The organism is Pseudomonas sp. IT-232MI5 (assembly GCF_949767845.1).
Classification (GTDB): Bacteria; Pseudomonadota; Gammaproteobacteria; order Pseudomonadales; family Pseudomonadaceae; genus Aquipseudomonas.
On the sequence record NZ_CATKQE010000044.1, the window covers coordinates 389,258 to 414,499 of the forward strand.

25 protein-coding genes and 1 pseudogene are annotated in these 25,242 nt (G+C 60.3%); 15 read left to right on the top strand and 11 right to left on the bottom strand.

The window, feature by feature from the left end:
* The first annotated feature begins 12 nt into the window (after positions 1 to 12).
* On the top strand, positions 13 to 423 hold the full coding sequence (gene rnk / locus ACM6JQ_RS20295; protein ID WP_095113237.1) for a nucleoside diphosphate kinase regulator: 411 nt from the start codon (positions 13 to 15) through the stop codon (positions 421 to 423).
* A gap of 6 nt (positions 424 to 429) precedes the next feature.
* On the opposite strand, the gene ACM6JQ_RS20300 is transcribed toward rnk, so the two are convergent.
* From ACM6JQ_RS20300 to ACM6JQ_RS20310, 3 genes are all read right to left on the bottom strand, one after another.
* Complete coding sequence (locus ACM6JQ_RS20300; protein WP_414894573.1) at positions 430 to 3,273, bottom strand: class I adenylate cyclase; 2,844 nt, start codon at positions 3,271 to 3,273, stop codon at positions 430 to 432.
* A 183-nt stretch (positions 3,274 to 3,456) separates the two neighbouring features.
* Complete coding sequence (locus tag ACM6JQ_RS20305) at positions 3,457 to 3,702, bottom strand: TIGR02647 family protein (protein ID WP_003229392.1); 246 nt, start codon at positions 3,700 to 3,702, stop codon at positions 3,457 to 3,459.
* Between the two features lie 275 nt (positions 3,703 to 3,977).
* Positions 3,978 to 4,262 carry a hypothetical protein gene (locus tag ACM6JQ_RS20310; protein ID WP_007911108.1) on the bottom strand — a complete coding sequence of 95 codons (285 nt, stop codon included), beginning with the start codon at positions 4,260 to 4,262 and terminating at the stop codon, positions 3,978 to 3,980.
* Between the two features lie 123 nt (positions 4,263 to 4,385).
* Here ACM6JQ_RS20310 and ACM6JQ_RS20315 point away from each other — a divergent pair, with 123 nt between their 5' ends.
* The gene (locus tag ACM6JQ_RS20315; protein WP_095112857.1) at positions 4,386 to 5,045 is read left to right on the top strand and encodes a glutathione S-transferase family protein; all 660 of its coding nucleotides are present in this window, start codon (positions 4,386 to 4,388) and stop codon (positions 5,043 to 5,045) included.
* Between the two features lie 120 nt (positions 5,046 to 5,165).
* Here ACM6JQ_RS20315 and argH read toward each other — a convergent pair whose 3' ends face one another.
* On the bottom strand, positions 5,166 to 6,560 hold the full coding sequence (gene argH / locus ACM6JQ_RS20320) for an argininosuccinate lyase (protein ID WP_414894574.1): 1,395 nt from the start codon (positions 6,558 to 6,560) through the stop codon (positions 5,166 to 5,168).
* 336 nt (positions 6,561 to 6,896) lie between these two features.
* On the opposite strand from argH, the pseudogene ACM6JQ_RS20325 reads away from it, so the two are divergent.
* The 8 genes and pseudogenes from ACM6JQ_RS20325 to ACM6JQ_RS20360 all read left to right on the top strand — a co-directional run.
* Positions 6,897 to 7,037, top strand: a pseudogene (locus ACM6JQ_RS20325) (sensor histidine kinase); the annotation flags it as partial.
* Positions 7,034 to 7,780 (top strand): LytR/AlgR family response regulator transcription factor, encoded by a 747-nt coding sequence (locus tag ACM6JQ_RS20330; RefSeq protein ID WP_007911111.1) that lies wholly within the window; start codon positions 7,034 to 7,036, stop codon positions 7,778 to 7,780. The pseudogene ACM6JQ_RS20325 and the gene ACM6JQ_RS20330, both read left to right, overlap by 4 nt.
* A gap of 138 nt (positions 7,781 to 7,918) precedes the next feature.
* Positions 7,919 to 8,860: a hydroxymethylbilane synthase gene (gene hemC / locus ACM6JQ_RS20335; RefSeq protein ID WP_007911112.1), complete on the top strand. Its 942-nt coding sequence runs from the start codon at positions 7,919 to 7,921 to the stop codon at positions 8,858 to 8,860.
* Positions 8,857 to 9,618, top strand: a complete 762-nt coding sequence (locus ACM6JQ_RS20340) for a uroporphyrinogen-III synthase (protein ID WP_414894575.1) — start codon at positions 8,857 to 8,859, stop codon at positions 9,616 to 9,618. Before hemC ends, ACM6JQ_RS20340 begins: the two co-directional genes overlap by 4 nt.
* Positions 9,619 to 9,634: 16 nt before the next feature.
* The gene (locus ACM6JQ_RS20345) at positions 9,635 to 10,777 is read left to right on the top strand and encodes a uroporphyrinogen-III C-methyltransferase (RefSeq protein ID WP_095112854.1); all 1,143 of its coding nucleotides are present in this window, start codon (positions 9,635 to 9,637) and stop codon (positions 10,775 to 10,777) included.
* Positions 10,774 to 12,012: a heme biosynthesis protein HemY gene (locus tag ACM6JQ_RS20350; protein ID WP_414894576.1), complete on the top strand. Its 1,239-nt coding sequence runs from the start codon at positions 10,774 to 10,776 to the stop codon at positions 12,010 to 12,012. The genes ACM6JQ_RS20345 and ACM6JQ_RS20350 overlap by 4 nt, the downstream gene beginning before the upstream one ends.
* A gap of 218 nt (positions 12,013 to 12,230) precedes the next feature.
* Positions 12,231 to 12,782: a disulfide bond formation protein B gene (locus ACM6JQ_RS20355; RefSeq protein ID WP_007911116.1), complete on the top strand. Its 552-nt coding sequence runs from the start codon at positions 12,231 to 12,233 to the stop codon at positions 12,780 to 12,782.
* A 183-nt stretch (positions 12,783 to 12,965) separates the two neighbouring features.
* Positions 12,966 to 13,424, top strand: a complete 459-nt coding sequence (locus tag ACM6JQ_RS20360; protein ID WP_064116385.1) for an Rsd/AlgQ family anti-sigma factor — start codon at positions 12,966 to 12,968, stop codon at positions 13,422 to 13,424.
* 59 nt (positions 13,425 to 13,483) lie between these two features.
* On the opposite strand, the gene ACM6JQ_RS20365 is transcribed toward ACM6JQ_RS20360, so the two are convergent.
* The gene (locus ACM6JQ_RS20365; protein ID WP_414894577.1) at positions 13,484 to 14,149 is read right to left on the bottom strand and encodes an FKBP-type peptidyl-prolyl cis-trans isomerase; all 666 of its coding nucleotides are present in this window, start codon (positions 14,147 to 14,149) and stop codon (positions 13,484 to 13,486) included.
* 192 nt (positions 14,150 to 14,341) lie between these two features.
* Here ACM6JQ_RS20365 and ACM6JQ_RS20370 point away from each other — a divergent pair, with 192 nt between their 5' ends.
* The gene (locus ACM6JQ_RS20370) at positions 14,342 to 15,511 is read left to right on the top strand and encodes an AlgP family protein (protein ID WP_414894578.1); all 1,170 of its coding nucleotides are present in this window, start codon (positions 14,342 to 14,344) and stop codon (positions 15,509 to 15,511) included.
* Here the strand turns inward: ACM6JQ_RS20370 and ACM6JQ_RS20375 are convergent.
* Positions 15,508 to 15,969: a TIGR02444 family protein gene (locus tag ACM6JQ_RS20375; protein ID WP_414894579.1), complete on the bottom strand. Its 462-nt coding sequence runs from the start codon at positions 15,967 to 15,969 to the stop codon at positions 15,508 to 15,510. The genes ACM6JQ_RS20370 and ACM6JQ_RS20375 overlap by 4 nt on opposite strands.
* Positions 15,970 to 16,019: 50 nt before the next feature.
* On the opposite strand from ACM6JQ_RS20375, the gene ACM6JQ_RS20380 reads away from it, so the two are divergent.
* From ACM6JQ_RS20380 to rhtB, 3 genes are all read left to right on the top strand, one after another.
* A complete protein-coding gene (locus tag ACM6JQ_RS20380; RefSeq protein WP_095112850.1) occupies positions 16,020 to 17,930 on the top strand; it encodes an ATP-binding cassette domain-containing protein in 1,911 nt (636 codons plus the stop codon).
* Positions 17,930 to 18,511, top strand: a complete 582-nt coding sequence (locus ACM6JQ_RS20385; RefSeq protein WP_007911123.1) for a mechanosensitive ion channel family protein — start codon at positions 17,930 to 17,932, stop codon at positions 18,509 to 18,511. The genes ACM6JQ_RS20380 and ACM6JQ_RS20385 overlap by 1 nt, the downstream gene beginning before the upstream one ends.
* A 153-nt stretch (positions 18,512 to 18,664) precedes the next feature.
* Positions 18,665 to 19,297, top strand: coding sequence for a homoserine/homoserine lactone efflux protein (gene rhtB / locus ACM6JQ_RS20390; protein ID WP_038359113.1), 633 nt, complete (start codon positions 18,665 to 18,667; stop codon positions 19,295 to 19,297).
* Positions 19,298 to 19,413: 116 nt separating this feature from the next.
* Here the strand turns inward: rhtB and ACM6JQ_RS20395 are convergent, their stop codons facing one another.
* The 5 genes from ACM6JQ_RS20395 to ACM6JQ_RS20415 all read right to left on the bottom strand — a co-directional run bounded on the left by ACM6JQ_RS20395 (position 19,414) and on the right by ACM6JQ_RS20415 (position 24,177).
* Complete coding sequence (locus ACM6JQ_RS20395; protein ID WP_007911127.1) at positions 19,414 to 20,157, bottom strand: hypothetical protein; 744 nt, start codon at positions 20,155 to 20,157, stop codon at positions 19,414 to 19,416.
* A 3-nt stretch (positions 20,158 to 20,160) separates the two neighbouring features.
* Complete coding sequence (lpoB, locus tag ACM6JQ_RS20400) at positions 20,161 to 20,748, bottom strand: penicillin-binding protein activator LpoB (protein WP_007911129.1); 588 nt, start codon at positions 20,746 to 20,748, stop codon at positions 20,161 to 20,163.
* A gap of 36 nt (positions 20,749 to 20,784) precedes the next feature.
* Complete coding sequence (locus ACM6JQ_RS20405) at positions 20,785 to 21,159, bottom strand: YcfL family protein (RefSeq protein WP_007911131.1); 375 nt, start codon at positions 21,157 to 21,159, stop codon at positions 20,785 to 20,787.
* A 15-nt stretch (positions 21,160 to 21,174) separates the two neighbouring features.
* Positions 21,175 to 22,569, bottom strand: a complete 1,395-nt coding sequence (locus ACM6JQ_RS20410; protein WP_007911132.1) for a COG3014 family protein — start codon at positions 22,567 to 22,569, stop codon at positions 21,175 to 21,177.
* Positions 22,570 to 22,776: 207 nt separating this feature from the next.
* Complete coding sequence (locus tag ACM6JQ_RS20415) at positions 22,777 to 24,177, bottom strand: COG3014 family protein (protein ID WP_414894580.1); 1,401 nt, start codon at positions 24,175 to 24,177, stop codon at positions 22,777 to 22,779.
* A 128-nt stretch (positions 24,178 to 24,305) separates the two neighbouring features.
* Between ACM6JQ_RS20415 and ACM6JQ_RS20420 the strand changes: the two genes are divergently transcribed.
* Complete coding sequence (locus ACM6JQ_RS20420) at positions 24,306 to 25,205, top strand: LysR family transcriptional regulator (RefSeq protein WP_007911136.1); 900 nt, start codon at positions 24,306 to 24,308, stop codon at positions 25,203 to 25,205.
* Positions 25,206 to 25,242: the final 37 nt, after the last annotated feature.

Genomic DNA, 25,242 nt, shown 5'->3' on the forward strand with positions numbered 1-25,242 from the left:
TCTGCCCGGATCATGACCGCACCTTCCATCACCCTTACCCGTCTGGACGTGCAACGTCTGGAGCGCCTGATCGACAGCCTGGATGACACGCTGCCGGGCGTGATTGCGCTGCAAACCGAGCTGGATCGCGCCGACACCGTGGTTGGCCACGATGAAGTGCCTGCCGATGTCGTGACGATGAATTCCCGCGTGCATTGCCGTGAAGAAGGCAGTGGCAAGGACTACCACCTGACGCTGGTCTATCCCAAGGATGCCAACGCCGATCAAGGCAAGATTTCCATTCTGGCACCCGTCGGCAGCGCACTGCTGGGCCTGAAAGTCGGTCAACACATCGACTGGCCGGCCCCGGGTGGCAAGACCCTCAAACTGACCTTGCTGGAAGTTGAATCGCAACCGGCCAACGGTGGCGCGTTCCCCGAGTAATCCGCCTCAGACCTGTTCGAGTGCCTCGTTCAGGGCGCGCTCCAGGTCAGCCTTGTAGCGCAAATACAGATTGCTTGAACTCTGCCCGTCACCGAGCAGGCCTGAAAGGTCGAGGTCGGTGATGTAGCAGCGATAGCGTTCGCTTTCGCGGCGCTGCTCGACGATCTCCCGGGCGACCACGCTGAACAGCTGGTCGCCATGTTCCAGCTCACTGAACTCCCGTTGATTGCAATACAGGGTGACCTGCACCTCGCCCGGTGCGGCTTTGCCGACGATCGCCTGCACGTCGTAAAACGGCTTGTTCACCGGCGTCTGCGGTGCCGGTCGCGATTCGACCCGTCGTGCGCGCCCCGGACCCGAAGGCAATAACTGGTAATACAAAGTTTCGAGGCGGCCGTCGGGACCGGCGTCCATCGGTAGCACGGCTTCGCGGCGGAACAGGATCGATTGCAGAAAGCGCTGCAATGGCACCAACAGACTTTGCTCATCGTGATAGGGCAAATGTTGCTGCCACAGCGCGTTGAACTCATCCAGCACGTACAACTCGGCCTGCTGCTCGGTGATCCGGTAGAACACTTGAATGCATTCCGGCTGACCCATCGGCAGGATCAATGCGAGGTCGTGATCTTCCAGTGCCATCGGATCCAGATGCAGCGGACTGTAGCGCGGCTGTTCTTCACCGAGGTAATCGAGCAGGGCGGGCAACGTGGCGAGGGCGACATGGTTGACCTGGCCCGGCACCAACTCCAGCACGTGATAGTGCTGCTGCACCTGAATCAGGTAGCGGTGGTTCAACTCGCTGAGCAGCAGGTTCTGCGCGGTGTCGACGATTTCTTCGACGCGACGGGCAATGAATTGCGCGCGGTTGTGGCAGAAACAACGCACCTTCAGCGACGGCTGTAGCGGCCCACGCGGCAGATTGTTGAGGTAATCGCGCAGGCAATCGAGCAGGGCGTGCGGGCCGTCGAAACGATTGACCAGCACTTCGTTCCAGCTGTTGAGCGTGACCTGATCCAGCGTCAGCACGAGGTTTTCGCGCACGCCGGCGTAACTCAGCGAGTCGGTGCGCTCGGTGGTCATCAGGATGTTGAGGTCGCGGTGATGCTTGAGTGGATCAATCCCGACGTTGACCAGCATCAGCACTTCGCTCGGCACCGCTGCACGCAGCAACGGCTCTTCCGCGACGGTGGGCAAGGGCAGGGCAATGCACTGTTGCAGGCTGCCGAGCAGGTTGAACAGTTCGAACTCGCTCAGGTCGCTGGTGCCGGGATGCAGGGCCAGGCGGGTGCTGCTATCGATCACACCGTTGCGGTGGCACCAGGTCAACAGTTCGAGTAACTCGCGGCTGCGCTTGATCGGCGCGAAGTGTTCCCACTCCAGTGCCGTAAGGCTGCCGTTATACAGGCCCCACTGGGTTTGCCCCGGTTCCTTTTTGTTGCGTGACTGCACCAGGGTCAGGGTGTCTTCGGCCAGATCCGGGGCGATGCCGGGGTTGATGAATTCGACCTTGTCAGCCTTGCGTTCAAAGGCGGCATAGAGCCGGCGCCCGAGTACGTTGAGGTCACGCTTGTTGATCAGGCTGACGGTCTGCTCGGTGCGGGCGAACTGGGTGAGGAAGCGATAGCTGTAGTTCAGCTCATTGACCAGCGCCCGGCGTTCGGCGCTGACCTGGCGGACTTTCCATTGGCTGCGGCTGTCGAGCAGGGTCAATTGCCGCTGATCCCAATGCCATTCACTGGCCAGTCTTTCCAGCAATGAACGCTGCCAGCTCTGGGTGCGGCTGTTGCCGGTGAGCTTGCGGTTGACCTTCAGGTACAGCGCGCGGCGCACCAGCTCCAGCCGTTCCGGTTCGTTGCGTGCGGTGAGGTATTCCTCGATGCGCCGGTACACGACCATGTACGGATCCAGTTCATCCAGATCCAGTTGGTTGGCGAACACGGCTTTTTTGAAGCGCAGGCTCAGGCACTGCACCTGCGGGTGTTCGCTGGCGTAGACCTCGGTCAGCAGCAGTTTGAGCACCGATTTGTAGGGTGACTCGATGCCCTTGAACAGCTGCCACAATCCGGCGCCGATGAACTCGCCCGGTGGAATGGACGCCAGATGGCCGAGGTCCACGGTTTCGTCGGCACGGATGAAGCGTTTCGACAGCAGGGTGTGGGTATACAGGTCGTAGGCGGTTTCTTCGTAAACCGGCACCAGCCACCAGATCGGCGTGCGCCCGGCCAGCCAGATTGCAGTGCGATAAAACTCGTCAAGCAGCAGATAGTGCTGGGTGGTGCCGCAGTTTTCCGAACTGAGCTGGGTGTCGCGTTCGCCTTTGACGAAGCGCACCGGGTCGATCAGAAAGAAATGCGCCTCAGCACCCTGGCTGGCGGCCCAGGCTTCCAGTAACTGACATTTCTTGCTCAGTTCGGCGAGTTCACCTTCGCTCAAGTCAGGCGCGTGGCAGACCCATACGTCCATGTCACTCTGATCGGCCTGCGCCAGCGTGCCGAGGCTGCCCATCAAGAACAGGCCATGAATCGGTCGCGGCGGATTGCTGCCGTGGCGCGGCTTGTAGGAGAACGAACGCGTCAGACGCTGTGCCTCGGTCAGCACGTTGGCGTCCGGCTCGTAGTTCGACAGGCCGGCTGGCGTACTGCCCGAGACATAACCCGGCAACAGCGGATGATTGACATGGAAGAACAGCGGCAACAGCGTCAGCACGCTCTGCTGGCGTGTCGACAAGCCTTCGAGGGCGCGGCCGAGGCGGCCTTCATTGAGTTTGAGAAAGCGCGCGCGTAGCTGGCTGAGGACCTTGCGGTCGATGCCTTCGTCCAGGTCGGGGCGGATTTCGTGGGTGCGCGTCATGTCAGCTCAAACCGGCTCGCAAGCTCGGACGAAGAGGGTCTCGGAATGGGAGGCAGTTTAGCCTTTGCGCAGCGGGACTTTTAAGCTGAATTTGTTTTTTGACGTCAGATTTCTATCGCGGATGACCGGGCAGGCCCGCGGAAATCCCGTGGCAGGAGTTCCCGTGGGCAAAGTCAGGGGGAATCAGGCGGTTTCTTGCTCTCTCAGAATGGTCAGCACGGTTTGCACATTCTGTGCGGCGTCGCGACCGAGGCTGGTCAGATACCCGCCATCGGGCTGATCGGTGAGTTCTTTTTCGAAGAGGCGTTTGGCGGCAGCAATGTGTTTCGGGGCAGCGGTCTGATGAATTTTCAGACCTTCCTGGGAACTGTCCAGGTTGAAGAGTGCGAGGACTTCCAGTTCGGCAACCAACTCAGGGGTAAGCGACATAAGGACTCCAGACTTTCTAGGAATTGGACGACAGCGTCCCTAAGGTGAACCCGCTTTTGCGGCATGTCCAGTGCTCAGATCAGGGATTTTGTCTTGAGGCGGATTCCAGTGTAGTCGGGGCCGGGGAGTTGGCTGGATGGATGGGTGACAAATTGTGTGGGAGCGAGCCTGCTCGCGAAAGCGGTGTGTCATTCAGCGCTGTTTTTGCTGATGTACCGCTTTCGCGAGCAAGTCGAATCGTCGCACCGTCGCTCCCACAGGGGAATGTACTTGGCTTACTGCTTTTCGGGTGGCAGCTCTGGCAGTGCGCGCAGCGCGGCTTCGTACCATTCGGTATTGAACGCGCGGTCTTCATCAAGCATCGCGTCAATTTCATAGGCCAGCACATGCGCCATCAGATTGAGGATCTCTTCGCGCTCAACGCCCACCAGGGTCAGCTTGTTGAAGGTCGCTTTGGCCGCTGGCGGGTTGTCGCTTTCGATCTGGTTCTCGATGGCTTCGATCAAGGTAGCCTCGGTGAACTCTTCTTCGTCGTTGTCGATGTCTGTCGGCTCGCTCATGGCAGGCTCCTTATGGAAAGGCGCCAGTTTACCCGCATTCAGCGGGGTGATGCTGCTGGCGCGATTCGCCTGCACGATCTATAAACATGCCCTGCCCACCCCGCACGGCCTGGAGGCTATGTGATGCTCAAGCTCTACGGATTCTCAGTCAGCAACTACTACAACATGGTCAAACTGGCGCTGCTGGAAAAAGGCCTGCCGTTCGAAGAGGTCACGTTCTACCCGGCGCAAACCGCGGAATCTCTGGCCATCAGCCCACGCGGCAAAGTCCCGGTGCTCGGTGTGGACGCCGGTTTCATCAACGAAACCGCGATCATCCTCGAATACCTCGAGCAGACCCAGAAAGGCTCACCACTGCTGCCAAGCGATCCGTTCGAACGCGCGCAGGTATTGGCGATTGCCAAGGAAATCGAGCTGTACATCGAGTTGCCGGGACGCGCTTGTTACGGCGAGGCGTTCTTCGGCATGACCCTGCCGGACGCGATCAAGGAAAAGACCAAGACTGAATTGCAGCTGGGTTTTGCGGCGCTGGATCGGCACGGCAAGTTCGCCCCGTATGTGGCGGGCGACAGTCTGAGCATTGCCGACTTGTACTTCCTCTACAGCGTGCCGCTGGCCTGTGCAGTCGGGCAGAAACTGTTCGGGATCGATTTTCTGGCGCAGATGCCAAAGGCGAAAGCGCTGCTGGAGCGGCTTGAGCAGAATCCGCATGTGCAGAAGATTGCAGCGGATAAAGAAGCGGCGATGCCGGCGTTTTTGGCGATGATTGCTGCCAAGAAGTGAGTTTTGTGGCGTTTGTAAGTAGGTAATCGCTGGCACGCCAGCTGCCACAGGTCTTTGGGTCGAACGCAAAATTGTGTTCCAACAAAGAACCCTGTGGGAGCTGGCTTGCCAGCGATGCTTTTAGCGACTGGCGATCAGGGCCTGACCGCGCACCACAGCTGCCTTGACCTGCGCCGGCGCAGTGCCGCCGATATGGTCGCGGGCATTCACTGAGCCTTCCAGGGTCAGCACGGCAAACACGTCCTGCTCGATCTGGTCGCTGAACTGACGCAACTCTTCCAGGCTCATTTCGGCCAGATCCTTGCCAGTGTCAACGCCGTATTTCACGGCGTGGCCGACGATTTCGTGGCAATCACGGAACGGCAGGCCACGGCGTACCAGGTAGTCGGCCAGGTCGGTCGCTGTGGAGAAACCGCGCAGCGCCGCTTCACGCATGATCGCGTGCTTGGGTTTGATCGCCGGGATCATGTCGGCAAAGGCACGCAACGAGTCGCGCAGGGTATCGGCGGCGTCGAACAGCGGCTCTTTGTCTTCCTGATTGTCCTTGTTGTAGGCCAGCGGCTGGCCTTTCATCAAAGTCAGCAGGCCCATCAGTGCGCCGAAAACACGGCCGGTCTTGCCACGCACCAGCTCTGGCACGTCAGGGTTTTTCTTTTGCGGCATGATCGAGCTGCCGGTGCAGAAGCGATCCGGTAGATCGATGAACTGGAACTGCGCGCTGGTCCACAGCACCAGCTCTTCGGAGAAGCGCGACAAGTGCATCATCGCGATGCTCGCGGCCGAGCAGAATTCGATGGCGAAGTCGCGATCGGAAACGTTGTCCAGTGAGTTGCCGCCCACGGCGTCGAAACCGAGCAGTTGCGCGGTGTATTCGCGGTCGATCGGGTAGGTGGTGCCGGCCAGCGCGGCGCTGCCCAGTGGCATGCGGTTGGTGCGCTTGCGGCAGTCGACCAGACGCTCGTAATCGCGGCTGAGCATCTCGAACCAGGCCAGCATGTGGTGCCCGAACGTCACTGGCTGCGCGGTTTGCAGGTGGGTGAAGCCGGGCATGATGCTCGCCGCTTCACGCTCGGCTTGCTCCAGCAGGCCTTTTTGCAAACGGCTGATCTCGGCGAGGATCAGGTCGATTTCGTCACGCAGCCACAGGCGGATGTCGGTGGCGACCTGGTCGTTGCGGCTACGCCCGGTATGGAGCTTTTTACCGGTGACGCCGATGCGGTCGGTCAGGCGTGCTTCGATGTTCATGTGCACGTCTTCGAGGTCGATGCGCCAGTCGAACTGGCCGGCCTCGATTTCGCCCTGAATGGTCTTCAGGCCATCGATGATGCTGTCGCGCTCGGCATCGGTCAGCACGCCGACTTTGGCCAGCATGGTGGCGTGGGCGATCGAGCCCATGATGTCGTGGCGATACAGGCGCTGGTCGAAAGTGACGGAGGCGGTGAAGCGGGCGACGAAGGCGTCGACGGGTTCACTGAAGCGGCCGCCCCAGGACTGATTGGTCTTGTCAGTGCTCATGAATTCGCTCGTATCGGCTTGAAGAAAAAAGGCGTGAAACGCTGGCGCGGATAATAACAGGGTTGCCCGGACTGTCGCTGACACCGGTCGATACGTTTTTTTCTCATTGTGTGCGCCATAGTCGGCGCTGCACCCGGGGGATTTGCGCAAGGATATTTTTCGATTGAGCAATATCGGCCCGACGAGCGTCTACAGTAGGACATAAGGGTCGGCGCGACTGCAGATCGCGCAAAGGTCTGGTCGCCGACTATAAGAAGAGGGGGGTGGGTGTAATTGTCCTTCGGCAATCCCCGTGAGAAACGCAGGAAACAGCGGGCTTTGAGCAGTACGACCCGGACACTGGCAAATATTGCTGGCCGACGTACGGCACTTTTTGGCGCTCGGGCTAGTCTTAGCGTGGATCGCGGTGACGGACGTCACTTCACCTGTCTACGCTATCCTTGTGCGAGACTCACGCAGGAATCCAGCGCAATATGAATGTCCTGATCGTTGATGACGAACCACTGGCTCGCGAGCGCCTCAGCCGAATGGTGAGCGAGCTCGAGGGTTATACAGTTCTGGAGCCCAGCGCCACGAATGGCGAGGAGGCGTTGGCACTGATCGACAGCCACAAACCGGATATCGTGTTACTTGATATCCGCATGCCGGGCCTCGATGGCCTGCAAGTCGCTGCCCGTCTGTGCGAACGAGAAACGCCGCCCGCCGTGGTGTTTTGCACCAGCCCCGATGAATTTGCCGTGGAAGCCCTGCAGGCCAGCGCCGTGGGCTATGTGGTGAAACCCGTGCGAACCGAACATCTGCATGACGCCCTGAAACGGGCGGAACGTCCCAACCGGGCGCAACTCTCGGCCCTGACCCGTCCCGCTGCCGAAAGCGGCACCGGTCCGCGCAGCCACATCAGCGCCCGCACCCGCAAAGGCATCGAACTGATCCCGCTGGATCAGGTGGTCTATTTCATTGCTGACCATAAATACGTGACCTTGCGCCATGAGGCTGGTGAGGTGCTGCTGGACGAGCCGCTCAAAGCCCTTGAAGACGAATTCGGCGAGCGCTTTGTGCGTATCCACCGCAACGCGCTGGTCGCCCGCGACCGCATCGAGCGTCTGCAACGCACACCGCTGGGGCATTTCCAGCTGTTCCTCAAAGGTCTCAATGGTGATGCGCTGATCGTCAGTCGTCGGCATGTGGCCGGTGTGCGCAAAATGATGCAGGGCTTGTAACCCGCTCATTCCGGGTGGCTCCAGCTCCTTGTTACCGGGCACTGCGGGCCAGGGAGGCCGCGCCGACTCTGATTCAAGTCAAAGTGGATTTGGCTGAGCTGTTATTATCCGCCGTATCTATTCAGTACGGATTGATCCATGTCCTCTCGCGAAATCCGCATCGCCACCCGTAAAAGTGCGCTGGCCCTCTGGCAGGCCGAATACGTCAAAGCCCGTCTGGAAGCGGCCCATCCGGGCCTGCTGGTGACGCTGGTGCCCATGGTCAGTCGCGGCGACAAGCTGCTCGATTCGCCGCTGTCGAAAATCGGCGGCAAGGGCCTGTTCGTCAAGGAACTGGAAACCGCGCTGCTGGAAAACCAAGCCGACATCGCCGTGCACTCGATGAAAGACGTGCCGATGGACTTCCCTGAAGGCCTCGGTCTGTTTTGCATTTGCGAGCGCGAAGATCCGCGCGATGCCTTCGTGTCCAATACCTACGCCAGTCTCGATGCGTTGCCTGCCGGCGCGATCGTCGGCACCTCGAGCCTACGCCGACAGGCGCAATTGCTGACCCGTCGTCCAGACCTGCAGATCCGCTTCCTGCGCGGCAACGTCAACACGCGCCTGGCCAAGCTTGATGCCGGCGAGTACGACGCAATCATCCTCGCGGCCGCCGGCCTGATCCGCCTCGGCTTCGAAGACCGCATCACTTCGGCAATCAGCGTCGATGACAGCCTGCCGGCTGGTGGCCAAGGCGCAGTCGGCATCGAATGCCGCAGCGCCGACACTGAAATCCACGCCTTGCTCGCACCGCTGCATCACGCCGATACCACTTCGCGTGTGACCGCCGAACGTGCCCTCAACAAACATTTGAATGGCGGCTGCCAAGTGCCGATCGCCTGCTACGCCGTGCTCGAAGGTGAGCAGTTATGGCTGCGCGGTCTGGTCGGTGAACCGAGCGGTGGCAAGCTGCTCAGCGCCGAAGCTCGTGCGCCACGTGGCGATGCCGAAGCATTGGGCGTGAAGGTGGCCGAAGATCTGCTCAGCCAGGGCGCCGACGATATTCTCAAAGCGGTCTATGGCGAGGCAGGTCACGAGTGACGGACTGGCGCCTGCTGCTGACGCGTCCTGCAGAAGACTGTGCGGCGCTGGCGGAGACGTTGGCCGCGCAGGGAATTTTCAGCAGTTGCCTGCCGCTTTTGGAAATTGCCCCGCTGCCGGTCTCTGAGAAAATACGTCGGGCGATTACACAGTTGCCAAGTTGCAGCGCAGTGATTGTCGTCAGCAAGCCGGCGGCGCGTATTGCGCTCGATCTGCTCGACGGCACTTCTGCACTGACGATGCCCTGGTTCAGCGTCGGTGCGGCGACTGCGCAGATTCTGCTGGATCACGGTCTGGACGCGAACTTCCCGGCTGACGGCGATGACAGCGAGGCGTTGCTGCAATTGCCGCGTCTGCGTGAGGCGATCAGCCAGCCCGGCGCGCAGGTGTTGATCTTGCGCGGCGAGGGCGGGCGCGAGTTGCTCGCCGAGCGCTTGCGTGAGCGAGGTGCTAGTGTCGAGTATCTGGAATTGTATCGGCGCGACCTGCCGGCCTATGCCCCGGATGAGCTGCCACGGCGGATCGCAGCGGAACGCTTGAACGGGCTGGTGGTCAGCAGTGGACAGGGTTTCGAGCACCTGCGCCAAATGGCCGGCGATGCCTGGCCGACCATCGCGCCGTTGCCGTTGTTTGTACCAAGCCCAAGGGTCGCCGAGCTGGCACGTGCCGCCGGGGCTCAAACAGTTGTGGATTGCCGCGGCGCGAGTGCCGCGGCTTTGCTGACGGCGTTACGGGAGCCTCCCGAACCCGTTTTCTAATGCAAAGGATGGATACGTGAGCGAAACAGCCTTGCCAAAAGATGACGTCCAGCCTGTGATTGAACCCCAGGTTGAAACTCCACCGCCGGCCACAGAGCCGCGCCGAGGCAATGGACTGGCCATCGTCGCCTTGTTGCTCGGCGCTGCCGGTGTCGCGATCGGTGGCTGGGGTGTCTGGCAGGTCCGTCACCTGCAGACCAATACTCAGCAGCAATCCGCTGAAGTGCAGGCATTGAACGATCAGGCGCAGAGCCTGAAGCTCAATGAGCAGCGTCTGACCGAGCGCCTCGCGCAGTTGCCGGGTGCCGACGAACTCGCCGAACGCCAACGTCTGGTGACGCAGCTTCAGGGCGATCAACAGCGCCTTAATCAACGTCTGGAAACAGTGCTGGGTGCCAGCCGCAAGGACTGGCGTCTGGCTGAGGCCGAGCACCTGCTGCGTCTGGCCAGCCTGCGTCTGTCGGCGTTGCAGGACATCAGCAGCGCTCAGGCGCTGGTGCAGGGCGCCGACGAAATCCTCCGTGAGCAAAACGATCCCGGTTCTTTCGCTGCCCGCGAGCAAGTAGCGAAAACCCTGGTGGCGCTGCGCAGCACGGCGCAACCGGATCGTACTGGTCTGTTCCTGCGTCTCGGCGCGTTGCGCGATCAGGTCATTGACCTCACCGAGCTGGCGCCGGAGTACAAGGATCGCGGCGAATCGCTGCTGGGCCTGACTGCCGACGGTGACGGCGCCAGTCGCTGGGCGCAGTGGTGGGATCAGGTCTCGCGCTACATCCGTATCGATTTCAACGCCGATAAAAATGTGCGCCCGCTGCTGGCCGGGCAGAGTCTGAGTCAGGTTCGTCTGGCCCTGAGCCTTGCGCTTGAACAGGCGCAGTGGGCAGCGCTCAACGGGCAGGCGCCGGTCTACACCCAGGCACTGGCCGAAGCACGTGATGTGCTCAAGGGCAATTTCAACCCGGACAATCCGCAAAGCAAAGTGATGCTTGAACAGGTCGGTGAGTTGAGCAAGGAACCGGTCACGGTCACGACGCCGGATCTGGCCGGCACGCTGAGTGCGGTGCAAGCCTATCTTGAGCGGCGCAACGTCAACGCCGAAGAGTCGGTGAAACCCTTTGCCAAACCTGCCGCCAACACTGCGCAGGAGACCACGCCATGAAACGCCTCTATGTGATCGTGTTTCTGGTGATCGCGGCGACGGCGGCGCTGGGCTTTGCAGTGGCACAGCATTCTGGCTACGTGCTGATTGCCTACAAGAGCTTCCGTTACGAAGCGAGTCTATGGGCGACACTGGCGGTGATCGCGGTTTTGTGGCTGCTGATCTGGGGCATCAAGGCCTTGGTCGAGTTGGTCATGACCTCAACTGGCGTGGTCAATCCCTGGTCACGGCGCAACCGCAGTCGTCGCGTGCAGGTAGCGATCGAGCACGGCCAACTGGATCTGGCTGAAGGTCGCTGGGCCAGCGCGCAGCGTCATCTCTATCGAGCGGCTGAAGCCGAGCGCCAGCCGCTGCTGTACTACCTCGGTGCAGCCCGCGCGGCCAATGAGCAAGGCAATTACGAAGAGTGCGATCGTTTGCTGGAGCGCGCGCTGGAGCGTCAGCCTCAAGCGGAATTGGCAATCGCTCTGAGTCATGCGCAGTTGCAGACCGACCGTGGCGATACCGACGGTGCCTTGGTGACCCTGCAAGCGATGCATGATCGCCATCCGCACAATACGCAGACGCTGCGCCAGTTGCAGCGCTTGTACCAACAGCGCGGCGAATGGTCGGCGGTGATTCGTTTGCTGCCGGAGTTGCGCAAGGACAAAGTCCTGCCCCCCGCCGAACTGGCTGAACTGGAACGCCGCGCCTGGGGTGAAAACCTTTCGCTGGCAGCGCAGCGCGAAGAGGACGGGAGCGTTGGCTTGCAGTCGCTCACGCGCGCCTGGGAGCAACTCACCTCGGCTCAACGTCAGGAGCCGCCGCTGGTGCTGGCGTACGCCGAACAGCTGCGTCAGTTGGGCGCTCAGGTCGAAGCGGAAGAAGTGCTGCGTACCGCCCTCAAGCGCAAGTACGACAGCCATCTGGCGCGTCTCTACGGTCTGGTGCGCGGCAGCGATCCGGCCCGTCAGTTACAAACCGCCGAAGGCTGGCTGAAAGATCATCCGAACGATCCGAGCTTGTTGTTGACCCTCGGCCGACTGTGTCTGCAAACCAGTCTGTGGGGCAAGGCGCGGGATTATCTGGAAAGCAGCCTGCGTGTGCAGCGCAATCCGGAGGCCTGTGCGGAACTGGCGCGCTTGCTCGCACAGTTGGGCGATACCGAGCGCAGCAATCAGTTGTTTCAGGAAGGCCTTGGCCTGCTGGATGAACGCCTGCTGGCTGCACCTCTGCCGGTTCTGGCTCACGTCTGAAGTGGTGAGGGAGGATGCTCCCTCGCTTACCTTTTGTGGCTGAAATTTCAACTTCAGTGAGTGCTCGAGGCGAATTCCTACAGCGGGCTACACCGATTCCTATCGAACCTGTCGGGTTTTCCCTACACCTCTGGTGAACTGTCGGCAGGGCCTTGCCTTGAAAGGCTGACACGCTTTCCTCTACCGTAACCGTCTGTCTCTACTGTTACGGAAAAGCCATGTCGTTGGCCTGCTCACGCTCCTTGTTCTTCATGGCTTTCACTGCGGGGGCCTTTGCTCTGGGAGCTTCCTATTATCTTGAATACGCTGTCGGTCTGACGCCGTGCAGCCTGTGCCTGGTGCAGCGCCTGTTCCTTACGCTACTGTGCGTGTCCAGTGGTGTGGCAGCGGTGCACGGCCCCAAGCGTGTGGGGTTGTGGTTTTACTGGCTGTTGACCTTGGGCGCGAGCCTGGGAGGCACCACGGCGGCCTGGCGGCAGGTATTGATACAGAGCGATCCGATGCTGCAACTCCTCAATTGCACGCCTGCCCCCGATACATTGTTCAGTGGCCTGCCCTGGATCTGCGCCTTGCAAAGAATGTTCAGCGGCGGCGCCGATTGTGCGGAAATTTCCTGGACGCTGTTTGACCTGAGCATCCCGGAGTGGAGCCTGCTGTTCTTTGTCGCGGTGTCGATTCTGGCGGTGTATCAATTGTTGCGGCTGGTCTGGAGTGCTCTGCAACGCCCGCTCAGCGGCGAAGCGTCGCACTCGGTGCTGCTGCGGGATTAAACACTTGTATGAACTTTATCTCCTGCGTACCTTGAAGCCATAGGCGTGCGGGCATAATCTGGCCCGCACGTGTCATTGGATTTATGTTGCTCGATGACGCTCTGCCCGGCCGTCCCCCAAGCCAAAATCAAAAGAGGGGCGCGGGTGTAGAGCAGCATGACCCACAAGGGAAGAGAGATCGCCATGCTCGAAAGTTGTCAGAATGCTCAGGAACGTTGGGGTGGAGTTCATCTGCTGATCGACCGCTGGTTGCAGGAGCGTGAAGATCTGATCGGTGCCTACGACAAACTCGGTGCGCAGCCTGAGTCGCTGTCCGAGAGCCGCAAGCCCTTGCAGGAATTTTGCGGTGTGCTGGTTGATTACGTCTCGGCAGGGCACTTCGAAATCTACGAACAGCTGACTGGCGAAGCCAAGGCGTTCAATGACAAGCGCGGTCTGGAGTTGGCCGAGACGATCTATCCGCGCATCGACGTCATCACCGAGAAGCTGCTCGCGTTCAACGATCTGTGCGATGAAGGCAAGTGCGTAGCCGAGAAGTTCAAGGAACTCGGTGGCTTGCTGCACGAGCGCTTCGAACTCGAAGACTGCCTGATTGAAGTGCTGCATACAGCACACAAGGAAGAAGATCCGGTTCAGGCCTGATCCCGAACCCTGAACAAAAAAACGGTGCGCCCGAAAGCGCACCGTTTTTTATTGCCTGCTCAACTCGTCGCGCCACGCAATTCCACTTCGAACACCAGCGGCGTGAACGGCGCGATCAGGTCGCCGGCACCGTCGGCGCCATAGGCCTGATCCGATGGAATCACCAGTCGCCATTTCGCACCCACCGGCATGTTCTGCAACGCGGTGCGCCAACCGGCAATCACGCTGTCGAGATTGAACCATTGCGGCTGCGTGTTCTGATCGAACACGGTGCCGTCGGGGAGTCGCCCGACATACAGCACCTGCACTTTTCCATCAGGACCGGCCTTGGTCCCCGTGCCAGGTGTCAGCTCGGTGAGCAGGATGCCATCGGCCAATTCCTTCACCCCCGGTTTGGCTTTTTCAGCGGTGAGAAAACGCTGCTCGTTTTCCATCGCCGCATCGCTCGAAGGCTGTACAGAGTGTTCGGCATTTTGCGCTTCATGATCGGCCAGAATCTGCTCGATACGTGCTTCGCTCAGCGCCAGCGGCTTGCCTTGATAGGCTTGCTGCAAACCATCGACCAGTGCCTGAATCTGCAGTTGCGGGACTTCTTGGCGCAGCCGCTCACCGAGGCTGGCACCGAGGCTGTAGGCCAGATCGTGAGCATCGTTCGCGGTGGCCTTTTCTTCCGCGTGAGCGGCCGAAAAAACCATGCAGAGGGATAAAAAAAAGTAGCGCGACATGGGCACTCTCCGTCCTGAGTTGCGGTGGATTATGCCAGCGCGAACGTCTGCAACGGTGAACTGCTTTTGACTTCGCGCAGAACATTTTCGATTCGGTGCAACGCAACGCAATCGATACTGTCAAGATGCCCTAGCGGCGGTAACTGCAGAGGTCTAGTATGAGCCGCACTCACGTCAGCCAGGAGGTAAACCATGTCGGCCACCAAGAAGCCTGTAAACACTCCGTTGCACTTACTCCAACAACTCTCGGGCAGCCTGCTCGAGCATCTGGAAAACGCTTGCTCCCAAGCCTTGGCTGATGCTGAAAAACTGCTCGCCAAACTGGAAAAGCAACGCGGCAAGGCGCAAGAAAAACTGCACAAATCCCGCACCAAATTGCAGGACGCAGCCACTGCCGGTAAAGCCAAGGCGCAGAACAAAGCCAAGGCCGCAGTGAAAGAACTGGAAGACCTGCTCGATGCCTTGAAGGATCGTCAGTCCGACACTCGCAGCTACATTCTGCAACTCAAGCGCGACGCCCAGGAAAGCCTGAAACTGGCCCAGGGTGTTGGTCGCGTTCAAGAAGCCGTGGGCAAAGTGTTGTCCTCGCGCGCAGCCAAACCGGCAGCGGCACCGGCGAAGAAAGCAGCTGCCAAACCTGCTGCAGCAAAAGCTCCAGCGAAAACCGCAGCGGCCAAGCCTGCTGCTAAAACCGCTGCCAAGCCAGCTGCAAAAACACCGGTGAAAGCTGCTGCCAAGCCAGCTGCCAAAGCGGCCGCAAAACCTGCAGTGAAGAAACCAGCTGCGGCCAGCGCTGCAAAACCAGCGGCTAAAACCACGGCGGCAAAAACTGCTGCACGTGCTGCCGCTGCCAAGCCGGCTACCCGTGCCGCTGCTGCTAAACCAGCCGCCAAACCAGCTGCTGCAAAAGCTGCTCCAGCGAAAACCGCCGCCGCCAAACCAGCCGCTAAACCTGCTGCTGCAAAGCCAGCTGCCAAGACTGCCGCTAAACCAGCTGCCGCCAAACCTGCTGCAAAAGCACCAGCAAAAGCTGCTGCCAAACCAGCCGTGAAAGCCGCCGCCAAACCGGCAGCCAAGCCAGCCGCTAAACCGGCCGCTGCTGCCAAACCAGCGACTGCTGCCAAGCCTGTTGCTGCAAAACCAGCCGCCAAGCCAGCTGCAAAACCTGCCGTTAAAAAGCCAGCCGCTGCCAAACCAGCTGCCGCTAAACCGGCTACCGCGCCTGCCGCTAAGCCTGCCGCACCGGCAGCGTCGGCTGCGCCATCGGCACCTGCTCCAGCCGCTACTGCCTCGACTCCTTCGACTGCGCCATCGCCAGCCGCTGCGTCGAGCGTCAGCAACAACCCGACCAGCGCTTCCTAAGTGCCGGTTGCCGCGACGCGCAGCACTTGCAGCGCGTCGCGGTTCGGGCTGGCCGCACTGCCGGCCAATCCCTCCAGCCAGGTCGTCGAACCTGCATCGTTTCGCGTCCATGTCTGAGCTACACCCTCAAGCCGTGACAGCAACGCTCGCTCAGCTTCCAGCTCAAGTGATTTGATCTGCTCGCGCATGCCTTTCAGCACCGCATCATCCACGGCCCGCGTTTTCCATTGCATGCGCAGTGCTCGCAGCGGCTGCACCACTTCGATATCCCACGGTTCGGTCAGCGACTGAAGCTGGCGAACGCGTTGTTCATCGCAAATCACCCCGCGTTGCTCCAGCCATGAACCGCACAACAGCAGGCACACATTCGCGCCCGCCGTTTGCAGTTGCAGGCAGGCGTCTTCCACGCCCGGTCGGGCGTAGGTGGCAAGGGAAAAGCTCCACAGGTCAGAGGACATCGTGCTACTCGCGCCAGTTGTGAGCGAAGCTGGTAGACTCCGCCGCCATTATGATCCGACTTCAGAACCTGACTTTACAGCGTGGCCCGCAACGTCTGCTAGAAGACGCCGAGCTGACCCTGCACGCCGGCCACAAAGCCGGCCTCATCGGTGCCAACGGCGCCGGCAAATCGAGCCTGTTCGCCTTGATCCGGGGTGAGCTGCACCCGGACTCGGGTGATTGCTTCCTGCCGGCTGACTGGCGCATCGCCCATATGCGCCAGGAAATCGAGACGCTCGAGCGCCTTGCCGTTGACTATGTGCTCGATGGCGACCTGCGTCTACGCGAGGTGCAACGTGACCTCGCCGCGGCCGAAGCGGTGCATGACGGTGCCGCTCAGGCTCGTCTGCATGCCGAGCTCGACAGCGCCGACGGTTACACCGCCGATGCGCGGGCGCGAAAGCTGCTGGCCGGTCTGGGTTTCACCAACGAGCAGATGGATCGTCAGGTCGGGGATTTCTCCGGTGGCTGGCGGATGCGCCTTAACCTGGCGCAAGCGCTGATGTGCCCTTCGGACCTGTTGTTGCTCGACGAACCGACCAACCACTTGGATCTCGACGCGATCATCTGGCTCGAAGAGTGGCTGAAAAGCTACCCGGGCACCTTGCTGCTGATTTCCCACGACCGCGATTTCCTCGATGAAGTCGTCGATCACGTGGCCCATGTCGACCAGCGCAAAATCACCCTGTATCGCGGCGGCTACAGCGCATTCGAACGCGCCCGTGCCGAGCGTCTGGCCCAGCAACAACAGGCCTACGAGAAGCAGCAGGCGCAACGTGCGCACATGGAAAGCTACATCGCCCGCTTCAAGGCCCAGGCCACCAAGGCCCGTCAGGCACAGAGCCGGATCAAGGCACTGGAGCGGATGGAAGAACTGTCGGCGGCCCACGTCGATTCGCCGTTCGATTTCGTCTTCCGCGAGTCGAGCAAGATCTCCAGCCCGCTGATCGACCTGTCCGATGCGCGCTTGGGTTATGGCGACAAAACCATCCTCGAGAAGGTCAAGCTGCAACTGACCCCGGGGGCGCGGATTGGCCTGCTCGGGCCGAATGGCGCGGGTAAATCGACCCTGATCAAAAACCTCGCCGGCGAGCTGTCACCGATTGCCGGGCGCCTGACCCGTGGCGAGAACACCGTGGTCGGCTATTTCGCTCAGCATCAACTCGACTCGCTGGATTCCAAGGCCAGCCCGTTGCTGCACATGCAGCGTCTGGCGCCGACCGAGCGTGAGCAGACCCTGCGTGACTTCCTCGGCGGCTTCGACTTCCGTGGCGCGCGCATCGATGAGCCGGTGCTGAATTTCTCCGGTGGTGAAAAGGCGCGTCTGGCCCTGGCGCTAATCGCCTGGGAACGGCCGAACCTGCTGCTGCTCGACGAACCCACCAACCACCTCGACCTGGAAATGCGCCTGGCGCTGACCATGGCGCTGCAGGAATTCAGCGGCGCGGTGCTGGTGGTGTCTCACGATCGGCACTTGCTCAAGAGCACCACTGATAACTTCTACCTGGTCGCTGACGGCAAGGTCGAAGAGTTCGATGGCGACCTCGAAGACTACGCGCGCTGGCTGGTGGAATACCGCCAGCGCAACGCGCCGGTCAGTAACACTCCGGTCAATCCGGACAAGACCGACAAGAAGGCTCAGCGTCAGGCTGCAGCTGCCTTGCGTCAGCAACTGGCGCCGCACAAACGTGAAGCCGACAAGCTCGAAGCCGAACTGGGCAAGCTCCACGAGAAACTCGCCAAGGTCGATGCCAGCCTTGGCGACAGCGACATCTACGAGCCGGCGCGCAAGAACGAATTGCGTGATCTGCTGGCCGAGCAGGCCAAGCTGAAAGTTCGCGAAGCCGAACTGGAAGAGGCGTGGATGGAAGCCCTTGAAACGCTGGAGAGCATGCAAGCGGAGCTGGAGGCGCTGTCCTGATGGAAGCGTTCAAGCTGCCGCTACCGGCGGAATGGGTCGAGCCGATCTGGTTTGTGGTGCAGATTCTGCTGATCCTGCTGGCCGGTTATCTCACGCAACGTTTCGTCGCCAAGGGGCTGACTCGGTTGGGCGAGCGCTATCCGTTCCCGCCGCAGTTGCTGATGCCGCTGCGTGGCGTATTGCGCTGGTTGATCATGGGCAGCGCGCTGATCTTCGTGTTGGAGCGCCTCGGTGTCTCGGCCACGGTGCTGTGGACGGCGCTGTCGGGTTTCGTTGCCGTGGCGGCGGTCGCGTTCTTTGCGATGTGGAGCGTGCTGTCGAATTTGCTCTGCGCGATTCTGATCTTCACGGTCGGACCGTTTCGGCTGGGGGATATCGTCGAGCTAGTCGATACCACCGACAAGCCAGGCGTCAAAGGCCGGGTGGTGGCGATCAATCTGCTCTACACCACGTTGATCGAGGCGGAAGAACTCGGGACTGGCAGCGCCATGGTGCAGGTGCCGAACAGTTTGTTCTTCCAGCGTTCGGTGCGGCGTTGGCGCGGGACGGATGTGTTTCCGTCGAGCGGTTTCGAGAAGTAGATTTTCCAAGCAAGAACAAAAGATCGCAGCCTTCGGCAGCTCCTACAGGGATCGCATTCTCATGTAGGAGCTGCCGCAGGCTGCGATCTTTTGCTTTTAGCCCCAAACCGCATTAGCTTTGACAACTTGTTACGGCATGAGTCGAGGTGTGCGATGGAGCTTCAAACATGGCTGGCGTTTTTTGCCGCCTGCTGGGTGATCAGTCTGTCCCCGGGTGCTGGCGCCATTGCGTCGATGTCCAGCGGTCTGCAATACGGTTTCTGGCGCGGTTACTGGAACGCCCTTGGCCTGCAAATCGGTCTGGCGGTGCAGATTGCGATTGTCGGCGCCGGTGTGGGCGCGATCCTGACTGCTTCGGCCACGGCCTTTCACGCGATCAAATGGTTCGGTGTCGCTTATCTGGTGTATCTGGCCATCAAGCAATGGCGCGCGCTGCCCATGGACATGAGCGATGACGCGGCGGTGCGGCCGATCGGTAAGCCGCTGGCGCTGATATTCCGTGGTTTTCTGGTGAACATCAGCAACCCCAAGGCGCTGGTGTTCATGCTCGCGGTGCTGCCGCAGTTCATCAACCCGCATGCGCCGTTGCTGATTCAGTATCTGGTGATTGGCGTGACCATGATCTGCGTCGACCTGATCGTGATGGCCGGCTACACCGGTCTGGCGTCGAAGGTCCTGCGTCTGTTGCGCACACCGCAGCAGCAGAAACGCATGAACCGCACGTTTGCCGGGCTGTTCATTGGCGCGGCGGCGTTTATGGCGACGTTGCGTAAAGCGGCGGCGTAAACCTCGCCAGCACAAAAAAAGGCGACCTTTGCGGGTCGCCTTTTTTTGTGGCTGGGACGCAGAGCGTCCCGGGATGCATTCCCACGTCGAGCATGGGGACGATCAGGCGCCAGTCATCAGCGCAAGATCACCGGCGCAGTATCACGCGGCAGATTGTTGCGCTGTGGCGCCTCGCGCGGCTGCTCGTAACCGCCGCCACCGAGCTGCATGCTCAGTTGCCCGGCTACGTCCTCACCCAGCGCCTTCGACACGTCACGCACCACCCGTGGGCGGTTCAGCGAGATCTTGATGTCGCGATGGTTCACCAGTTTGGTGTCCTGCGCTTCACCCATCGCCGTGAAGGCCGAGGTGATCTCGAAGGTCTTGGTATTGATCAGGCTGAAGTCCGCCACCAGCGTCAGGCCCAGCACCGCCGAATAGCTGTCGGTGTTCGCCAGCTCGTTGATGTCCTGAGTGAAGTCGATATCGGACACGGTGCCGAACAGCACGTAGTCGGCGCCCTTGAAGTTACCGGCCTTGATGCGCTTGATCACATCAAAGACATCACCCTTGGACGACGCGGTGTACGGCGTGCCTTGCACCAGCTGGAACATACCGGTGCGCAGGATTTCACCCTTGATGTCGCCGGTGAATTTACGCAGCTCGGTCTGTTCGATGTAGCTGGTCGTTGCTTCAATCTCGTTGTAGCTCGAAGAGCCACTGGAGCTGTAGTAACCCTCGCGGTGATTGCTCTGGGCCGAAACGATGTGGATGTATTGCTCCACACGTTCCTGATACGCCAGATCCGTCACCGCGACTTTCGGGGCCGCTTGCACGCTGAACGCGCAAGCCAGGGCCATCATGCCAATCCATGCGCGCATCAATTAACGCTCCGTGGTTTTGCGGATCTCTTTTTCGTCCATCCACTCGGCCAGACCGCTTTCAACGTCGATCAGTTGCAGGCTGAATTTGTAGAAGACGTCCTTGTAGTCGCTGCTGCGCTTGACGATCGAGCTGATCGAACCTTCGATGCGGTACTTGGCGGCAACCATGTTGCCAGTCTTGGCCACGGTGCTCTTCTTGTACAGGCCGCTCTGGTTTTGCAGCTTGAGCTGGTCAACCTGGCTCTGCATCGCGTTGTTGTCACTGGCAAAGCGCGCTACGCCGGTTTTCATCAGTTGAGTCTTGATGCTGGTGGTGATTTCGCGAGTGTCGATGTACTCGCTGGTCTTGTTCTTCACGTCGTAGACCTGAACCACCGGACGGCCCTGCAGAATGCCGGACTGAGCCAGCGAGCGGGTCATCGACTCGGCGATCATTTGCAGGTCGGTCGAACCGAATTCGTTGGTCACGGTTTCAACCGCTTTGGTGTCGCCGTAGCTGATGTTCTTGCTGCCCAGGGTCGGCGAAGTGTTGGCGCAACCGGAGGCCAGCAGGGCGATAACGGCGATGCAGGAAAAGCGTACAAACATGGGAATGCTCTCTAAATCAGAAATAGGGTGTCAGGCTTACGGCGTCTTGATTTCCAGACGGAAGTCCACGGCTTTCGGGGTCGGGGCAATCCCCTGAATGAAGCTGGTCTGGGCGCCGTACATCATTTGGCTTTTCCACACTTCTTCTTCGGCGATCGGGAAACCTTCCGCGCCGAGCCAGGCGAAGCGGTAGTAGAAAATCTTGTTGCTGTTGAGGGTGTTGCTCAACTGCACATTGACCGTCATGAAGCCGTTTTCGCGAGCGACGCGCATGGCGCCGACGACGATGTGTTTCTGCGGACCCATGGCCACGACTTTGCTCGCGGCGCTGCCCGGCTCTGGCGGTGGCGGGGTGGCGCAACCGCTCGCCAGTAAGGCGAGGGCGGCGACGGCGATGAGTTTGAAGCGCATGCAAAGACTCCGTTCTTAAGGTTGTTTGAGGCTGGCGACGTTGGTTGCGCCGGCGCTCGGGATCACGTGAGCGGCGAGACCGCCGGCGAACACCTGGTTGCCCACAGCGCGCAGGCTGATCACTTGGTAACGCTGATCGACAGTCACCTTGACCACCGAACCGCCCACGGCGCTCGGCAGGGTAACCTGATGCTCACCCTTTTTCAGTCGCAGACGCACCACTTGGGTGTTGTCCGGCAGGGTACGCCACGTACGGGTATCGGCACCTTCGAGCACAGCTGAAGAGATACCGACAGCGAGACCGGCCAGTGGGTTGGTTTCGTTGATCTTCTTCTGCGCCACACCTTTGGTGATCGCCCGCACGGTGGTGCGCAGAATGATCCCCGGCATGTCGTCACGCAGAGCGCGGCGGGACATGGCGGTGGTGCTGTTGAGCGCGGTCAGATCGACCTGCTGACCGTCGACGCCGATTTGCGCGAAAGTCGCCGTGGAGGTGTCAGGCTTGATGATCGGGAACGACAGCGGCGTGATCACCACATTGTTGGAGATCGGCAATGGCAGCGGAACGCGGATCGAGTCGCGGGCTGGGGCCAGACCGCTTTGCACCACGATCAGAATGTCGCTGTCGTCGGACTTGCTCGGCTTGTCGAGATTGACCAGCGCCTGCTCCAGCAGCGGCGTGTTCGGGCGCAGTTCGGCAGCCTTGCGGTAGCCCGGTGCAGCCAGGCCTTTCTCGCCCAGGGCTTCATAGACGAAACCGGACAGGTAATGGCTGAACGCACTCTGGTAGCTGTTTTTCAGGCCAACCACTTCCGGCGCGTCGAGACTGGCGACCGGGTAGCCTTGCAGGTCCTTGTACTGCGTCTTGATGCCTTCTTTTTCGGCTTCTTCCTCGCTCTTGAGGTATTCCTTGTCACGCAGCTCGGCGATCACTGCTTCACGTTCGTGAGTTTTCTTGATCGCAGTACGTGCGCCGTCGAAATCGTTGACTGCCAGCAGGTTCAGGGCCATCTGCGTGGTCAACATGACTTTTTCGTAGTCATAGCCTTCGTAGCGACGCACTTTGTCGTTGACCAGGAAACTGCCGAACTGGGCCAGGTACTTGTCGGTATCGAGCTTGACCGAGTCTTCCCACTTGCCAACCACCTGGTCGGCGCTGGTCCAGGCATTCTGGCTGCCGGAGAGGTCGCCCTTGGCGCGCAGCAACTCACCTTTCTCGAAGTAATAGAGCAGGTCTTTATCAGGGCCGGTGTTGTTCTTTTCCAGCAGAGTCAGCGCGGCGTCGACGTTGCCGGTGGCCAGTTGCTGATTGGTCTGTGCCAATTCAGAGTCGTAATTGCGAAACGCCGAACAGCCGGACAGCAGAGTGACGGCGCTGAGCGCGATCAGAGTGGGGGCGCGGAATGCCATGGGGGTACTTCTTCCCTGGAGTAATACAGCCGCGGATGCTGGTCGGGCTGGTGTGACCCATCGACAGTGGCACTGGCCTCCTGCCAATTCCTCATAACCTGAGGAGCTTTAATGCCGTTTCGCAACAGCGAGGGCGCGGCATTATAAGCGGGTGGTAGTGGCTATGTAATAGCTTTTTAATTGCACTGGTTAGTTAGATGCCATTACTTATTTCAGGTTGGATACCACGCTGCTTGCCGGTGCCCCGCTGGACTGGAAGGCGCTGCCATTGGCAAACACGTGCTCACCCAAGGCGCGCAGGCCGATAACCTGGCGATTCTGGTCGATGCGGATTTTCATTGGAGCAGCGCCGGGCGCGTTAGGCAGGCTGATCAGGTGATCACCCTTTTTCAGGCGCAGACGCACGACTTGGGTGAGGTTGGGCAAGGTGCGCCAGGTGCGGGTGTCGGCCTGCTCGAAACCGTCCCAGTGAGTGACATAGGAGGCTTTGCTCGGGTCGCGTCGGTTGTCCGTGGCTTGAACGTCAGCCGCCAGAAAGGCCCGATAGGTCGTACGCTGGATAATGCCCGGCATGTCGTCACGCAGGGTGCGCAAGGACATGTCGGTAATGCTGTTGACGGCGATCAGCTTTTTCTGACGACCGTCGATGCTCACTTGATTGAATGGAGGTGTGGATGTGTCTGGCACCATCACGGGAAACGATACATTGGCGACGATGACTTGCCCGTCCGCCAACTTCACCGGATAGGGCACGCGCACGGAACTGCGGGCCGGTGCCAGGCCGCTCTGCACGATGATCAGTACGTCGCTTTCGTCTGCCTTCAGTCCAGGGTTGTCGAGGTCGCGCAATGCCTGCTGGAAAAACCCCATGTCCGGGCGCAGTTCGATCGCCTGACGATAGCCGGGCGCTGCCAGATCTTTCTCGCCGAGCGCTTCGTAGGTAAAACCGGCGAGATAGTGACTGAACGCGCTCTGATAGCCGTTCTTCAAGGCGATGACGGCGGATGATTCCAGCATGACCACTGGGTAGCCTTGCAGGTCCTTGTAATGGACGCGGGCGCCGCTGGCCTTGGCCGCCTCTTCGACACGCTCGTATTCCAGTTCTCGCTGCCGGGCGATCAATGCTTCACGCTCGTGGGTTTTCTTGATGTCGGCGCGGGCACCGTCAAAGTCATTCAGGGCCAGTTGGTTGAGGGCCATTTGCGTGGTCAGCATGACTTTTTCGTAGTCGTAGCCATCGTAGCGGCGCAGCTTGTCATTGATGATGCTGCCCCACTGATTGCCCATGGCGGCGAGCAATTTGTCGCCAGTGGTTTCAATGGTGTCCTGGCGCTGTATGACCATTTGCTCGGCGCTACGCCAGGCAATCTGGCTCTGCGGGAATTCACCGCCAGCGCTTAGCACCGCACCCTTCTCGAAGTAATAGAGCAAATCCTTTTCTTCGCCCGGGTTGTGTGCCTCGATCAAGGCCAGTGAACCGCCGATATTGCCGGCCTTGAGCTGTTGCGTGGTCTGTTGCAGTTCCAGGTCGTAATCACGGTAAGCGGCGCAACCACTGAGTTGCACAAGGGTGGCGATCAGCAGGGACGGCAACAAACAGTGGCGCATGAGCGGGTTCTTCCTTGAACGGAGAGGGCGAAATGATGGCGCATTATAGGGGCGCTTTGCAGCTGCCGGGGTGGTATGGATTGCGCTAGGCTTGCCCGCTCACCGATCAATTGAGTTGCGGTACTTCAATGAATCAACTGCTGGCCATGCGTGCGTTCCGTTGCATCGTCGAGTGTCGCGGTTTCAGTGCTGCGGCGGAACGGCTCGAGACTACGCACTCGACCATCTCCCGGCAGTTGCAGCAACTGGAAGCCGAACTGGGCACGCGTCTGATCAATCGCAACACCCGGCGTTTCAGCCTGACCACGGCGGGGCAGCAGTATTACCTCGCCTGCGTGGATATTCTCGATCGCCTTGATCAGGCCGCTGTGGCGGTCGGTCAGGCCCAGGAGAAACCCAGTGGTGTCTTGCGCATCAGTGCGCCCGTGGTCATCGGTACGCTGGAACTGGCGAAGTGGCTGCCAGGGTTTCAACAGCGTTATCCCGAGATTGAAGTCGATCTGTCCTGCGATGACCGTTTTGTCGATCTGATCGCCGAAGGCCTCGATGTCGCGTTGCGCATCTGCGGGCCGCTTGAAGATTCGTCTCTGGTGGCGCGGTTGCTCACGGTTTCGCCGATGCTGCTGGTCGCGTCACCGGCCTATATCGCACGGCACGGATTGGTACGGCAGGTTCGGGAACTGGCCGGGCATCAGTTGCTGGCGTTTGCCGGTGGCAGTGACTGGACGCTGACCGATGCGCGCGGAGTTGCCACGCAGATCCGTGCGCATGGGCGCTTCAAGGCCGATTCGATCAGCTCGCTGCACGCCGCTGCGTTGGCCGGTGTGGGCATTGCCGCGTTCACCCGTGCGACGGTGCAGGATGACTTGTTGAGCGGACGGTTGGTGCAGATGCTACCCAACTGCAGCCTGGGTCAACGGCACTATTACGCGCTGTATCCCCATGCCCGGCATGTGGCGCTCAAGGTCAAAGTGTTCGTTGAGTTCATGGCCGAACACTACCGTAGCGGCAGTCCGGCGTTAGGCTAAATTGCCGACAAAGCTTGAGGGAAACGCGTTCGAAGTG